Genomic DNA, 13,739 nt, shown 5'->3' on the forward strand with positions numbered 1-13,739 from the left:
CGCCCGGCTGGCGGTGTTCCGCGGGCCTGCCGACGACCTGCCGGTGTGGCTCCTCGCCGGCGTCGCGGCGCTGTACGGCGCCGCCGGGGTGGTGCTGTGCGGGTCGCTGCTCGCGGTTCCCGGGCGTTCGGGCTTCCTGCTCGGCCACGCGCTGATCACGGTGTCCTGGACGGTCGCCGCGCTCGTGCTGCTGCTGCGCGGGATCGACGTCGTCGGGCTGCGCGTGACCGGGCTGGTCCTGGTCGGCGCCGCGGTGCTCAAGCTGGTGCTGTTCGACCTGTCGGCGCTGGACGGGCTGGCGCGGGTCGGCGCGTTCCTCGGCGCCGGGCTGGTGCTGCTGGCGGCCGGGACGCGCTACGCCCGCCGGGTCGCCTCGCGCTAGCCGGGAAGAATTGTCGGTGCCCCGTGGTTACCTGGGTCACAGGACCGAGGAGCCAGGGGGCACCGACATGGCGGAACCGAAGCTCGCCGACCGGGCGGGCGAAAAGATCGCGTGGCTGACCACCGTCACGCCGAAGGGGCGGCCCGCACCACGACCGGTGTGGTTCGTGCTCGACGGCGAAGACGTCGTGCTGTTCAGCAAGCCGGACACCGCGAAGCTCCGGCACATCGAGGCGAACCCCGAGGTGAGCTTCCACCTCAACGGCGACGAGCACGGCGGCTCGATCCTCGTCGTCAACGGGAAAGCGACCGTCGACGAGGCGAAGGCGTCGGAGGCGCCGGGGTACCTCGAGAAGTACGGCTCCGACTACGCGGCGATCGGCTTCGAGACACCGGAAGCCTTCGACGCCGAGTACTCCGTGCGCATCCGCGTGGTGCCCGAGCGCTCGTGGGGGTGGTGACCGGAAGTCCACGTCCAGGCCGGCCACCACGCTTTTCCCATCCGGTGGGAGATCCCGGGCCCGGTTAAGGTCGTCGTGTGGCCGAACACACCGGCGAGACCCGCAACGAGCAGCTGACGCGCAACGTCGGCGAGCTGCTCCAAGAGCTGCGGGTCGCGCAGGCCGGCGTGCAGATCCTGTTCGGGTTCCTGCTGTCGGTGGTGTTCACCGACCGCTTCCACGACGCCAGCGGGTTCGAGAAGTCGCTGCACCTCGCCGCGGTCGCGCTCGCCGTGGCCGCGACGGCGCTGCTGACCGCGCCCGCGGCCTGGCACCGGCTGCTGTTCCGCACGGGGAGCCGGGAACGGATCCTGACCGTGGGCAACCGGCTCGTCCTGGTCGGGCTGGTCTGCCTGGCGCTGGCGATCACGTCGACGGTCGCGCTGATCGCGAAGGTCGTCTACGGCTGGATCGCGATGCTCGTCATGGCAGTGCTCTGCCTGCTGATCTTCGGGATCCTCTGGTTCGTCATGCCGATCCGGATGCACCCGGCCAACGGCGATCAGCCGACGGGCCCGCCCAAGTAGAGCGTGTCCTCCTGCACGAAGCAGAGCGGGTTGCCGAACGGGTCGTCGGCGTAGAACGAACGCTCGCCCCAGAACTGCGTCTCGATGGCGTCGTCGATCCAGCGCGGGCCGGCGGCGCGCACGCGCTCGAAGGTCTCGTCGACGTCGTCGACCGCGAGGTAGACGATCCGCGGGTCCCGCTGCGGCCGCGGCTCGCGGTGTTCGAGCGGCGCTTCGACACAGGCGAGCACGACGTCGCCGCAGTGGAAGTAGTGGCGGTTGACGGCGATCCGCTCGCCGGGGTCGCCGAGGACGGCGGCGTAGAACGCGACGGCGACTTCGACGTCGTCGACGGGCTGGATCAACCGGAACACCCGCGGGCCGCTCATGCGCGAACAGTACCGCTGTTCATCCCGCGTTCGGCGGCAGTTGCCGGGGCGGTCGGGCGGCGCCCGTAGCTTCCCGCCCGTGACTGACACTTCTCGCCGGACCTTCCTCCTCGGCGCCCCGGCCGTCGCCGCCGCCGCGACCCTGCCGGGCGTCCTCGGCGCGCCGGCCGCGCACGCGCAGGGCCCGCACCGCCCGGACCAGGAAGACCCGCGCTTCACGCTCGTGGTCATGCCGGACACCCAGTACCTGTTCGACGAGGACCGCGGCGACGCGGCCCCGCTGGACGCGTCGCTGCGGTACGTCCTCGACGAGTCGGATGACAACGTTGTCTTCCTCGCTCACCTCGGAGATCTCACCCAGAACGGCCGGGCCGACGAGTTCGCGCGCATCAGCAGGTCGTTCCAGGCGCTCGACCGCCGCCGGTTCCCGTACAGCACCCTCGCGGGCAACCACGACATCGACGGCTCGAAGGACGACCAGCGCGGCCCGTCGCCGTACCTCGACGCGTTCGGCCCGCAGCGCCAGCGCAACTCGCCGACGTTCAAAGGCGCGTCCAAGGACGGCTACAACACCTTCCACATCTTCCGCGGCGGCGGCCGCGAATGGCTGCTCCTCGCCCTGGACTGGCGGCCGTCGGCGGGCGGTCTGAACTGGGCCAAGCAGGTCCTGGCGCAGCACCCCACGTTGCCCGCGATCCTCACCATCCACGAGCTGGTCTGGGCCGACGACGACCACCAGGCGCAGTTCTCCACCTTCGGCGAGCTGGTCTGGAAGGAACTCGTCGACGGCAACGACCAGATCTTCCTGACGCTGAACGGCCACTACTGGCCGACCGGGCGCACGGTCCGCAAGAACGCCGCCGGGCACGACGTCCACGTCCACATCGCCAACTACCAGGACCGCTACTACGGCGGCAGCGCGATGGTCCGGCTCTACCAGTTCGACCTCGCGCGCGGCGTGATCGACGTCCGGACGTTCTCGCCGTGGCTCGCCGCGCAGGACCACCTCAGCGAGATGCAGCGGGTCGAGGTCGAACGCAGCGGGTCGGCCGACTACTTCAGCCTCGAGATCGACTTCGCCGAGCGGTTCAAGGGGTTCGCGCCGGTGCCGGTCCCGCCGGGACGTCCGGCGAAGCAGCTGCTGGTGCCCGGAACCGTCGCCTACTGGCGCTTCGAGGGCGGCCAGGACGGCAAGCCGGTGCCGGCCGGCGTCGTCGTGCGCGACCAGACCGGGCGCGGCAACGACCTCACGCGCGTCACCGCGCCGGGCAGCGGGCCGGACGCGCTGAAGTACGCGAGCGAGTTCTCGCCGCGGCAGCCGTCGCGGGCGAGCCTGCGCTTCGACGGCGGCCGCGACCCGAGCCGGGGCGCGTACCTGCGCACGGTCGACGCGGCGCCGATGAACCGGCTGAAGTTCGAGCGTGGCTACACCGTCGAGGCGTTCTTCCGGCTGCCGGCGAACTTCAAGGACGGCCACCACGGCTGGTGCGGCCTGTTCGCCCGGCAGGGCAGCGGCGCGGCGGCGGGCAAGACCGGCGACGACCCGAAGGAATCGGCCGCCACACTGTCCCTTTCGGACGGTGGGGAGCTGCAGTGGGCGGTGTACCCGCTCAACCAGGACCGGACCTCGACGAACTGGGGGCACGAGCTGGCGGTCGAGAAGTGGTGGCACGTCGCCGTGGTCAACGACGGCCGGCGCACGATCGTCTACGTCGACGGCTGCCCGGTCGTGCGGAACCCGGCGACGCCGGCGGTCGGGCTCGCCGACCCGGGCGGCTCGTGGCTGGTCGGCGCCTCCTCCTACGACGGGAAGGTCGACCGGAGTTTCGCCGGGCTGCTGGGGGACGTGCGGGTGGTGGACCGGCCTCTGAACCCGCGCGAATTCATGCTGGGCTGAACCCCTTGACAGCGGGTGGACAATAAAAAATCGGCGTGCTCTCCAAAACTAAAAGGAGAACTCGCCGAACCTGGTGCCAGTCTAACCGCTGTGAGGGGAAATTGTCAAATCAGGGGTACGGCGAGGAATTGCGGGACGAGCGCGCGTACATCGCCGGGCTGTACGCGCGGCTCGACCGCGAACGCGAACAGGCGCGGGCCCGCTACCACGCCGCGCTGGGGGAAACCGGGATCGCGCTGGTGGAACGGGACGCCGACGTGCGCATCCGGGCCCGGGAGGCGACGCGGCTGAACGTCGTCGACAACGGGCTTTGCTTCGGCAGGCTGGACGCCCTTTCGGGCGAACGCGGCTACATCGGCCGGATCGGCCTCTTCGACGGCGAAAACGACTACGAGCCCCTTCTCCTGGATTGGCGGGCGCCGGCGGCGCGCCCGTTCTACGTCGCCACCGCGGCGACGCCGGAAAACATGCGCCGCCGTCGCCAGTTCCATTCCGTCGGCCGCCGCGTCACCGGGTTCACCGACGAGGTGTTCGGCCGTCCCGGGGCAGGCGAACGCGGGGACGCGGCCCTGCTCGCCGCCGTCACCGCGCCCCGGGGCGAGGGCATGCGGGACATCGTCGCGACCATCCAGGCCGAGCAGGACGAGATCATCCGCCTCGGCCACGCGGGCGTCCTGGTGGTCGAGGGCGGTCCGGGGACCGGGAAGACCGCCGTCGCGCTGCACCGCGTCGCCTACCTGCTCTACACGCAGCGCGAGCGGATGTCGCGCACCGGCGTGCTGGTGGTCGGGCCGAGCCCGCTGTTCCTCGACCACATCGGCCGCGTGCTGCCTTCGCTCGGCGAATCGGACGTCGTCTTCCTGACCACCGGCGACCTCGTGCCCGGCCTGCGCGTCACCGCCGAAGACGCGCCGGAGGTGGCGCGGCTCAAGGGATCTTCGAAGATGGTCGGGGTCCTCGCGGCGGCGGTCGCCGACCGGCAGCGGGTGCCCGGCGATCCGGTGCCGGTCGAGCTGGCCGACGTCACCGTCGACCTCGACGCGGCCACCGCGGCCGAGGCCCGGCTCGAAGCGCGCCGGTCGGGCTTGCCGCACAACGAAGCCCGCGCGGTGTTCCGCGAGCACGTCGTCGCGCTCCTCGCCGAGCGCGCCGTGGCGAAGATCGGCGAGGGGTGGCTGACCCCGGCGGACCGCGGGGCGTGGGCCGATCTGCGCACCGACGTCCGCGAAGAGCTGGCGGAGCACGAAGAGCTCGACGCCGTCCTCGGTGGACTGTGGCCGGAGCTGACGCCGGAGACGCTGCTGGCACCGATGTACATGTCGCCGCGCCGGCTGGCCGCCGCCGGCGCCGATCCCGCGTTGTTCCGCGCGGACGGTGGCGCCTGGACGGTGTCGGACGTGCCGCTGCTCGACGAGCTCGTCGACCTGCTCGGCCGCGACGACGCCGCCGACCGGGCCGCCGCGCGCCGACAGGCGGCCGAGGAGGCCGAGTACTCCGCCGGCGTCCTGGACGTCCTCAAGCTGGACCGCGAGGAGATGGACGAGGACGTCCTCCTGAGCGCGGAAAACCTGCTGTACGCCGAAGATCTGGCCGGCCGGTTCGGCGAGCGCGACACGCGTGACCTCGCCGAACGCGCGGCCGCGGACCGCGACTGGACGTACGGGCACGTCGTCGTCGACGAGGCGCAGGAACTGTCCGAAATGGACTGGCGAGTGCTCATGCGGAAGTGCCCGAGCCGGTCGTTCACGATCGTCGGCGACCTCGCCCAGCGCCGGTCGGCGGCCGGGGCGACGTCCTGGGCCGCGATGCTGGCGCCGTACGCCGGCGACCGGTGGCAGTACCGGGAACTGACCGTGAACTACCGGACGCCGGCGGAGATCATGGCCGTCGCCGGCGCCGTGCTGGCGCGGTTCGCGCCGGACGCGCGGCCGCCGGAATCGGTGCGGGCGAGCGGCGTCCGGCCCTGGTCCAGACAAGTTGCGGATGGCGAATTGCCGGACGCCATCGCCGATTTCGCCCGCGACGAAGACGGCCGTGAAGGCACGGCCGTCGTGATCGGTCCGCCGGGCGTGCCCGGCGCGGTCCCGCCGTCGGCCACCAAGGGCCTGGAGTTCGACGCCGTCCTCGTCGTCGAACCCGAGCGGATCCTGGCCGAGGGGCCGCGTGGCGCGGCCGAGTTGTACGTCGCGCTCACCCGTGCCACGCAGCGCCTCGGGGTGCTGCACCGGGAACCGTTGCCGGCGGTGTTGTCGGGGCTCGCCGAAGCCGGGGTGCCGGCTCGGGCCGGGCACCGGCGGTTCGTGTAGCGCCTCGTGAGTGAGAAACAGCGACCCTGTTTCTCACTCACGGCCGCTACGCCGTGAGCCGGCCCCAGGAGTAGTTCTGCTTGGCCAGCTTGAGGTACACGAACAGCTCGGTCCCGGAGACGCCCGGGATCTGCCGGATCTCCTCGCCGAGCACTTCGAGCATGTGGTCGTCGTCCCGGCAGACCAGCTCGGCCAGCAGGTCGTACCGCCCGGCGCACAACACGACGTAGTGCACGTTCGGCAGTTCGGAGAGCTTGCCCGCCACCTCGCGCGGATCGGCGCCGTCGACGCTGATCCCGACCATCGCCTGTCTGGTCAGGTCGACGTTGACCGGGTCGGTCACCGCCACGATCTGCATGAGGTCGTCGCGCAGCAGCCGCTGCACGCGCTGGCGGACGGCTCCCTCCGAAAGCCCCACCGCCTTCGCGAGCGCGGTGAACGACGCGCGGCCGTCCTGCTGGAGCAGGGCGATCAACGATCTGTCCGTGTTGTCCAGTCCGCGCGCACGTGAATCGTCACCCATGCCGTCCCTCCCTGTGTTTCGGCATGTGATTTGTCAAGTGCGCAGCGTATCGAGACCTGACCAGAAAGCGAGACCCCAGCGCCAGCTTCGCGTGATCCGGCGTGCACGTCGCCGTCAGCCGAGGAATCGGTGGCCCGGGAGGAAAATCACGAGGCTTTCCGAGGCGGTTTTGTGCGCCCGCGCACAGCCGCACGCGCCCGGCGGGCCCCGCCGGGTACCGTCTGGCGGCTCTGTCGTCTCCCGTTACCCCAGGAGGACCAACGCATGTCGGAGGCCGTGGCGCTCGGCGCCGTCCCGGGAAAGGGACTGCGCGGCGGCGCCCTGGGCATGGTGTCGTCGACGGTCATCGGCATGTCGTCGACGGCTCCGGCGTACTCGATCGCGGCCACGCTCGGGCTGATCGTCTTGGCCGGCACCGGGTTCAAGGCGGCGGCGTTCGTCCTGCTGTCGTTCGTGCCGGTGCTGTTCGTGGCGCTCGCGTTCCGGGAGCTGAACACCGCGGAACCCGACTGCGGGACGAACTTCACGTGGGCGGCGCGCGCGTTCGGCCCGCACGCCGGGTGGTTCACCGGCTGGGTCGTCACGGTCGCGCAGCTGCTGGTGATGAGCAGCCAGTCCGCGCTCACCGGCCGGTACACGCTGCTGCTGTTCGGCGCGTCCGATGCCGCGGGCAACCGGTGGGTCACGACGGCGATCGGGGCCGCGTGGCTGCTCGCGCTGTGCTGGCTCTGCTACCGCGGCATCGAGGTGTCCGCGCGGGCGCAGTGGATCCTGCTCGGCGTGGAGCTCGTCGTGCTCGTGCTGTTTTCGGTGGTGGCGCTGGTCCGCGTCTTCGACGGCACGGCCGGGCCGCAGGCGACGGTCCCGCGCCTCGACTGGCTGTGGCCGGGCGGCGTCGGCGCCGGGACCGCGGTTTCGGCGGTGCTGCTCGCCGTGTTCATCTACTGGGGCTGGGAAAGCTCGCTGTCGGTCAACGAAGAGTCCGCCGACCCGCGGCACGCGCCGGGCCGCGCCGCGGTGCTTTCGACCGTGCTGCTGGTGCTGAACTACCTGCTCGTCACAGTCGCCGCGCTGGCCTTCGCCGGCGTCGGCACCGAAGGGATCGGGCTGGGCAACGAGGCCAACTCCGACGACGTCCTCGCGGGTCTCGGCGGCGCGGTCTTCGGCGACGGCACCGCGGGGAAGGTGCTGGGCGTGCTCCTGATCGTCTCGGTGCTGACCAGTGGCGCGGCCACCAGCCAGGCGACGATCATGCCCGCCGCGCGCACGACGTTGTCGATGGCCAGCCACGGCGCGCTGCCCCGCGTCTTCGGGCGCGTGCACCCGCGGTTCCGGACGCCGTCCGTGGCCACCTGGACGTTCGGGCTGGTGTCGCTGGCGGTGTACGTGCTGCTGGCGCTGGTCAGCGGCAACGTGCTGGCGGACTCGGTTGACGCGGTCGGGCTGACCATCGCGATCGAGTACACGATGACGGCGCTCGCCTGCGTCTGGGTGTTCCGCCGCACGCTGTTCGCGAGCGTGCGCAACTTCCTGCTGCGGGGGCTGCTGCCGTTCGCCGGCGGGGTGTTCTTCCTGGCCGTGCTGGGGTTCGCGCTGATCGAGTACGCGCGGCCGGACGCGGGCGAGACGACGGTGTTCGGCATCGGCGGCGTCGCGGTGATCGGCGTGGTGTCGATCGTGCTGGGGGTGCCGCTGATGTTCGCGGTGCACCGCGCCTGCCGCGACTTCTTCGCCGGGCGCCGCCTGCCGCGCGGCGTGGTGCGGCGCGGCGGCGACGTCATCGAACCGGGCTAGAACCAGGTGTCGAGGGCGGTGGCCAGGTCGCCTTCGCCGGCCCAGGCGATCACCCCGTCCGGGCGGAGCAGCAGCGGGCCGGTGTTCGCCGCGGGGACGACGTCGACGCGCGGATCGGCGAGGTCCTCCGACGTCAGCAGGAGACCGCGGCCGGTGCGCGTGTGCTCGTGCAGCCGGGACTTCCGGCCGCCGGCGTCGACGATCTCGAGGTCCGGGCAGTGTTCGCCGGCCGGACGCCCGGCGGGGTACGGGAAGTCGTAGCGGAGCTTGGTGCCGGCCAGGAGCTCCGCGAAGTACCGGTTCGCCTCGGGCAGGTCCATGACGTCCGCGACGATCTCCCGCAGCGCGTCGACGTGCGGGCCGGGCGCGAGCAGCGCCGACTGCGCCCTTGTGTTGCGCAGCACCGCTTCGCCGGCCGGGTGCCGTTCGCGGGTGTACGTGTCGAGGAACGCTTCGGGCTTGTCGCCGCGGAGGACGGCGCCGAGCTTCCAGCCGAGGTTGGCCGCGTCGGGGATGCCGAGGTTGAGGCCCTGGCCACCGCTGGGCGAGTGGACGTGCGCGGCGTCGCCGGCGAGCAGGACGCGGCCGCGGCGGTAGGTGTCGGCCTGGCGGGCCTGGTCGGTGAACCGCCGTTCTTCCCGGAACTCCTCGACGACGACGTCCACGCCGGTGACGCGCCGGACGCTCGCGGCGAAGCCGGCCGTCTCCGGGGCCGACGCGGGTTCGGTGACCCCGACCATGCTGCCGCCGTGCAGGAACGTGCCGCCGGGGTGGCGCCCGGCCGGCGGCACGTCGCCGGCGAACCGCGCCTGGCCCGCGATCGTGCGCAGCAGCGCGGGCGTCCCCGGGAAACCGAACCCGGCGAGCTTGCGGACGGTGCTGCGGCCGCCGTCGCAGCCGACGACGTAGCGGGCGCGCCAGGTCTTGCCGGCGGTGACCGTGACGCCGTCCACATCGGACTCGAGTGCGGTGACTTCGTGCCCGCGCAGGATCCGGATGCCTTCGGCGTGCTTGGCCAGGACGCGCTCCAGCTCCGGCTGCCAGATGTTGGTCCGCGGCCGGTCGTCGCTGGGCACGATCTTGAAGATGCTCGCGAAGTGGCCGCGGGTGCTGCCGTGGTCGCGGGCGAGGTCCTTCGTGCCTTCGACGTCGGCGGCGGTGAGCTGCTCGCCGAGGCCGCGGCGCCAGAGCGCTTCGGTGGCCAGCGCGCCGACACCGCGTGCTCTCGGTTCTTCGGACGGGGTTTCCCGGCGTTCGAGGACCAGCGGTTCGGCGCCCGCGAGCTTGAGCTCCGCGGCGAGGAACAGGCCCACCGGCCCGGCGCCCACGACGATCACGTCGGCATCCATGCTTTCTCCTTAACTTGTTAAGGGCTAGGATGTCCTTAACAAGTTAAGGCGTCAAGGAGGAGCATGCCGCTGGAAGTCGCCGACGCGGTGCGCGTCGCGCTGAAACTGCTGGCAGACGAGGGTCTCGACAAGCTGACCGTGCGGCGGCTCGCCACGGAACTCGGCGTCAAAGCGCCCGCGTTGTACTGGCATTTCGAGAGCAAGCGGGCGTTGCTCGACCACCTGACGGACGCGATCGTGGCACCCGTCGTCGCCGGGCTGCCCGCGTCCGGTCCGTGGCTGAAGTGGCTCGAGGACGCGGGTTTCGCGCTGCATGCGGCGTTGCTCGCGCACCGCGACGGCGCCCGCGTCGCGCTCGGCGCGGACCTCCGGGTGGCCCGCGCGCTCGGCGAACTCGCCGAGCGCGCGACCGGCGTCCTGCACGACGCAGGCTTCCCGCTCGGCGAAGCGACCCGCGCGTCCGGGCTGCTGGTGCACTTCGTGCTCGGCCGGGCCGTCGAGGACCAGACGCGGCTGCCGCCGGAGGAGGAAGCCGCCGCGATCGCTTCGGCGGCGTTCCCGTTCCCGCTGCTGGCCCGTGGCCTGCGCGAACGCGCCGGGTCCACGGTCGAGGAGGACTTCCGGTACGCGCTCGGCGTGCTGCTCGCCGGGCTGGAAGCGACTAGCCGAGGTCGCGGCGGCTGAGGTCCTCCTCGGTTTCGCGGCGCACCAGCAGCGTCGCGACGCCGTTCTTCACGCCGACCAGCGGCGGGCGGCCGACCTGGTTGTAGTTCGACGCCAGCGAGTGGTGGTACGCGCCGGTGCACGGCACGGCCAGCAGGTCGCCCGCGCGCAGGTCGGCGGGCAGCGCGAGGCCGTCGGCCAGGACGTCACCGGCTTCGCAGTGCCTGCCGACGACGGTCATCGGGACGCGCTTCGCGGTGGAGCGCCGGCCCACCAGGCGCGTCGTGTACCGGGCGCCGTAGAGCGACGGCCGCGCGTTGTCGCTCATGCCGCCGTCGACCGCGACGAACGTGTGGCTGCCGCGCTTGACCGCGCACACGCGGTACACCGTGATCCCGGCCGGCCCGACGAGCGCCCGGCCCGGCTCGATCGTCAAGCGGGGCAACGGGAAATCGTGCGCCGCGCACTCGTAGGCGAGCGCCACGCGCAGCCGTCGCGAATACCCGCCGAGGTCGAACGCGGGCTCGCCGCCGACGTAGGGCACGGCGTGCCCGCCGCCGAGGTCGAGCTCCCGCAACGTGACACCGTGGGTGTCGCGCAGCCGGACGAGCACCTCGGCCATCCGCCGCGCGGCGGCTTCGTACCGGTCGACCCGCGAAACCTGCGAACCGATGTGGCAGTGCAGGCCGGCCAGGCGCAACCCGGGTTGCGCCAGCACGGCCCTGGTGGCGGCGTCGACGTTGTCGGAAACGCCGTCCAGCAGCGAAAACCCGAACTTCTGCCCCTCGGCACCGGTGCTGATGGCGGCGTGCGCCCCGGCCGCGACACCCGGCGTCACCCGGATCATCACCTGCTGCCCGCCGTGGGCGAGCGCGCCGAGCTGCTCGATCTCGTCGAGCGAGTCGACCACGATCCGCCGCACGCCGTACCCGAGCGCGGCTTTCAGGTCTTCGGGCGTCTTCGCGTTGCCGTGCAGCACCATGCGCTCGGCGGGAAAGCCGACGGACCGGGCGACGGCGATCTCCCCGGCGGAACAGGTGTCGAGCGACAGCCCCTCCTCGGCGACCCAGCGCAGCACGGCACGGGTGCAGAGGGCCTTGCTCGCGTACGCGACCTCGACGTCCGGGAGCGTTTCGCGGTACTCGCGGGCGGTGTCGCGGACCTGCTGCTCGTCGATGAGGTAGGACGGCGTCCCGAAGCGGGCGGCGAGGTGGCTGACTCGCGCGCCGGCGAAGAGTAGCTCGCCGTCTTCGCCGAGTCGGGTGCTTCGCGGCCAGACTCCTGGCTCGAGGTGATCGGCGGCTTCGCAGCCGAGGCTGGGAAGAAGCTCGCTGAGCGTCACGGGTGCCTCCGGGCATCACGGCGGATCGGACCCCGTCAGGACACCGCCGTCCGCGCCGCCGGGCGTCCCCCGCGAACGCGGTCCTGACGGCCGGTGCCCGGTCGCTTACTCGTCCTTGACGCGCGAGTAACTTCGGCCACACCGTGGTTGACCTGCGAAGAGTTGATTTCCGATGCCGGGCGCCGTCACACCGGGCATGGTTACCGACACGATGGACGAGACCGAGTTCGCCGAACTGACCGAGCAGCACCGGCGGGAGCTGCGGGTGCACTGCTACCGGTTCCTGGGGTCGCTCGACGAGGCCGAGGACCTGGTGCAGGAGACGTTCCTGCGTGCCTGGCGCGGCCGCGAGCAGTACGCGGGACGGGCGAGCGTGCGGGCTTGGCTGTACAAGATCGCCACGAACGCGTGCCTCGACTTCCTCGACCGCACGCCGCGCGTGGTCCCGGCGGTGGACCTGCCCGTGGCGTCCGGCTCGCACCTGGCGCCCCGGCCGGCGGCGGCGGTCCCGTGGCTGCAGCCGGCGCCGGACGACCTGCTGGACGTGGCGATCGCCCGCGAGACGGTCGAGCTGGCGTTCCTCGCCGCCGTCCAGTACCTCTCGCCCCGGCAGCGCGCGGTGCTGATCCTCCGCGACGTCGTCGGCTGGTCGGCGAAGGAGACGGCGGCCGCGTTGGAGACAACCCCCGCTTCGGTGAGCAGTTCGCTTCAACGTGCGCGAGCCGAGCTGAAGGAGCAGCTGCCCGCGCGGCGCACGGAGTGGCGCGTCGAGTCGAGCGGCGAGGAGCGCGCGGTGGTCTCCCGCTACATCGCGGCGATCACGGCCGCGGACGACACGGCCATCGCGGCCGTGCTGAGCGACGACGTCCGCTGCAGCCACCAGCCGGGCGCCGGCGGCCACGACGGTCCGGAACCGACCTGGTACGGCGGCCTGGCGACGGTCCTCGAAGGCTGGGCCCCGGTGCTGCATGGCTCGGTGCCGATGGAGCTGCGCATGCGGCCGACCCGCGCGAACGGCGGCCCGGCCGTGGCGACGTACCTGCGCCACGACGGCCGCTTCCGCGCGTTCGGCTTGAACACCCTGTCGATCGACGGCGACCGGGTGACCGAGGTGACGACGTTCGTCCCGGCCGTCTTCCCGTCGTTCGGCCTGCCGATGGAGCTTTAGGACAGTCCCCACGAGGACAGGAGCCCGAAGAGCCGCTCCCGTTCGGCCGCCGTCAGCAACCGGCTCGGCGGCCGGACGTCGGGGCGGCACAGGCCCAGCTGGGCGAGGGCGTCCTTCACCACGCTGACGTTGTTGGCGTTCCCGTTCGCCGCGCGGAGCTCTTCGAAGGGCCGGATCCGCTCCCAGACCGCCATCGCCGCCGGGTAGTCCCCTGTGGACAGTGCGCGGAACATCGTCAGGGACGTCGCCGGATCGACGTTCACGAGCCCCGAAGTGAAGCCGGTGGCGCCGACGGCGAAGTAGCCGGGCGCCGAAAGCTCCGCCAGGCCGGCGATCCAGACGAACCGCTCGAACCCGGCGTCGCGGGCCACCGAGCCGAACCGGACCGGATCCGGCACCGCGTACTTCACGCCGATGACGTTCGGCGCCGCCTCGCCCAGCGCGCGCAGCTGTTCGCCGGCGATCGCGGGGTTGCGGAGGTAGAGCACGACGCCGAGTTCCGGCACCGCGCCGGCGATCGCCGCGTGGTAGTCCACCCAGCCCTCGCCGGAGACGTACGGGTGCACGGGCTGGTGGACCATGATCATGTCGGCGCCGGCATCCCGCGCGTGGGTCGCGGCCCGCGTCGCCGAAGCGACGTCGTGCCCGATTCCGGCGAGCACGCTGGCCCGGCCCGCGGTGGCCTCGACGGTGATTTCCAGGCACTGCCGGGCTTCGGCGGCGTCGAGCGCGTAGAACTCGCCGGTGTTCCCGTTCGGCGTCACGACCTCGATGCCGCCGGTGACCAGCCGGTCCACCAGCTTCGCGTACGTCCCGGCGTCGACGGCGCCCTCGGCGTCGAACGGCGTGACCGGGATGGCCACCACGCCCGAGAGTCGGTGCTTCTGCTCCTCGAACGTGGCCACTGGCATGTCCTATCTG

General features: G+C 72.1%; 13 protein-coding genes. 8 read left to right on the forward strand and 5 right to left on the reverse strand.

From position 1 onward, the window contains the following. The 3 genes from G3I65_RS41530 to G3I65_RS41540 all read left to right on the forward strand — a co-directional run. A partial coding sequence (locus tag G3I65_RS41530; RefSeq protein WP_160700940.1) for a DUF2339 domain-containing protein occupies nucleotides 1-382 on the forward strand: 382 nt, incomplete at its 5' end. Between the two features lie 67 nt (nucleotides 383-449). Beyond that, nucleotides 450-842 carry a TIGR03667 family PPOX class F420-dependent oxidoreductase gene (locus G3I65_RS41535; RefSeq protein ID WP_160700941.1) on the forward strand — a complete coding sequence of 131 codons (393 nt, stop codon included), beginning with the start codon at nucleotides 450-452 and terminating at the stop codon, nucleotides 840-842. 77 nt (nucleotides 843-919) lie between these two features. Continuing rightward, nucleotides 920-1,408: a DUF6328 family protein gene (locus G3I65_RS41540; protein ID WP_160700942.1), complete on the forward strand. Its 489-nt coding sequence runs from the start codon at nucleotides 920-922 to the stop codon at nucleotides 1,406-1,408. On the opposite strand, the gene G3I65_RS41545 is transcribed toward G3I65_RS41540, so the two are convergent. Beyond that, nucleotides 1,384-1,776: a glyoxalase/bleomycin resistance/extradiol dioxygenase family protein gene (locus G3I65_RS41545; protein WP_160700943.1), complete on the reverse strand. Its 393-nt coding sequence runs from the start codon at nucleotides 1,774-1,776 to the stop codon at nucleotides 1,384-1,386. The two genes, G3I65_RS41540 and G3I65_RS41545, sit on opposite strands and share 25 nt — an antisense overlap. Nucleotides 1,777-1,855: 79 nt before the next feature. On the opposite strand from G3I65_RS41545, the gene G3I65_RS41550 reads away from it, so the two are divergent. Then, entirely contained in the window at nucleotides 1,856-3,673 is a 1,818-nt protein-coding gene (locus tag G3I65_RS41550) for a LamG-like jellyroll fold domain-containing protein (RefSeq protein WP_160700944.1), read from the forward strand. Nucleotides 3,674-3,774: 101 nt separating this feature from the next. Next, the gene (gene helR / locus G3I65_RS41555; protein WP_160700945.1) at nucleotides 3,775-5,979 is read left to right on the forward strand and encodes an RNA polymerase recycling motor ATPase HelR; all 2,205 of its coding nucleotides are present in this window, start codon (nucleotides 3,775-3,777) and stop codon (nucleotides 5,977-5,979) included. A gap of 46 nt (nucleotides 5,980-6,025) precedes the next feature. On the opposite strand, the gene G3I65_RS41560 is transcribed toward helR, so the two are convergent. Next, entirely contained in the window at nucleotides 6,026-6,502 is a 477-nt protein-coding gene (locus G3I65_RS41560) for an Lrp/AsnC family transcriptional regulator (protein ID WP_125308583.1), read from the reverse strand. A 264-nt stretch (nucleotides 6,503-6,766) separates the two neighbouring features. On the opposite strand from G3I65_RS41560, the gene G3I65_RS41565 reads away from it, so the two are divergent. Next, a complete protein-coding gene (locus G3I65_RS41565; RefSeq protein WP_160700946.1) occupies nucleotides 6,767-8,296 on the forward strand; it encodes an APC family permease in 1,530 nt (509 codons plus the stop codon). On the opposite strand, the gene G3I65_RS41570 is transcribed toward G3I65_RS41565, so the two are convergent. Continuing rightward, a complete protein-coding gene (locus tag G3I65_RS41570; RefSeq protein ID WP_160700947.1) occupies nucleotides 8,293-9,645 on the reverse strand; it encodes an FAD-dependent monooxygenase in 1,353 nt (450 codons plus the stop codon). The genes G3I65_RS41565 and G3I65_RS41570 overlap by 4 nt on opposite strands. Nucleotides 9,646-9,708: 63 nt before the next feature. Between G3I65_RS41570 and G3I65_RS41575 the strand changes: the two genes are divergently transcribed. After that, nucleotides 9,709-10,329: a TetR/AcrR family transcriptional regulator C-terminal domain-containing protein gene (locus G3I65_RS41575; RefSeq protein ID WP_160700948.1), complete on the forward strand. Its 621-nt coding sequence runs from the start codon at nucleotides 9,709-9,711 to the stop codon at nucleotides 10,327-10,329. On the opposite strand, the gene lysA is transcribed toward G3I65_RS41575, so the two are convergent. After that, complete coding sequence (lysA, locus tag G3I65_RS41580; RefSeq protein WP_160700949.1) at nucleotides 10,307-11,650, reverse strand: diaminopimelate decarboxylase; 1,344 nt, start codon at nucleotides 11,648-11,650, stop codon at nucleotides 10,307-10,309. The two genes, G3I65_RS41575 and lysA, sit on opposite strands and share 23 nt — an antisense overlap. A 211-nt stretch (nucleotides 11,651-11,861) precedes the next feature. Here lysA and G3I65_RS41585 point away from each other — a divergent pair, with 211 nt between their 5' ends. After that, entirely contained in the window at nucleotides 11,862-12,818 is a 957-nt protein-coding gene (locus tag G3I65_RS41585; RefSeq protein ID WP_160700950.1) for an RNA polymerase subunit sigma-70, read from the forward strand. On the opposite strand, the gene G3I65_RS41590 is transcribed toward G3I65_RS41585, so the two are convergent. Beyond that, nucleotides 12,815-13,729 carry a dihydrodipicolinate synthase family protein gene (locus G3I65_RS41590; RefSeq protein WP_160700951.1) on the reverse strand — a complete coding sequence of 305 codons (915 nt, stop codon included), beginning with the start codon at nucleotides 13,727-13,729 and terminating at the stop codon, nucleotides 12,815-12,817. The two genes, G3I65_RS41585 and G3I65_RS41590, sit on opposite strands and share 4 nt — an antisense overlap. Between the last annotated feature and the right edge of the window lie 10 nt (nucleotides 13,730-13,739).

Source organism: Amycolatopsis sp. SID8362 (assembly GCF_010550475.1).
GTDB lineage: Bacteria > Actinomycetota > Actinomycetes > Mycobacteriales > Pseudonocardiaceae > Amycolatopsis > Amycolatopsis eburnea.

Coding starts and splice junctions, on each gene's coding strand:
- G3I65_RS41535 (WP_160700941.1), top strand. CDS start 450: ATGGCGGAACCGAAGCTCGCCGACCGGGCGGGCGAAAAGATCGCGTGG.
- G3I65_RS41545 (WP_160700943.1), bottom strand. CDS start 1,776: ATGAGCGGCCCGCGGGTGTTCCGGTTGATCCAGCCCGTCGACGACGTC.
- G3I65_RS41560 (WP_125308583.1), bottom strand. CDS start 6,502: ATGGGTGACGATTCACGTGCGCGCGGACTGGACAACACGGACAGATCG.
- G3I65_RS41565 (WP_160700946.1), top strand. CDS start 6,767: ATGTCGGAGGCCGTGGCGCTCGGCGCCGTCCCGGGAAAGGGACTGCGC.
- G3I65_RS41570 (WP_160700947.1), bottom strand. CDS start 9,645: ATGGATGCCGACGTGATCGTCGTGGGCGCCGGGCCGGTGGGCCTGTTC.
- G3I65_RS41575 (WP_160700948.1), top strand. CDS start 9,709: ATGCCGCTGGAAGTCGCCGACGCGGTGCGCGTCGCGCTGAAACTGCTG.
- G3I65_RS41585 (WP_160700950.1), top strand. CDS start 11,862: ATGGACGAGACCGAGTTCGCCGAACTGACCGAGCAGCACCGGCGGGAG.
- G3I65_RS41590 (WP_160700951.1), bottom strand. CDS start 13,729: ATGCCAGTGGCCACGTTCGAGGAGCAGAAGCACCGACTCTCGGGCGTG.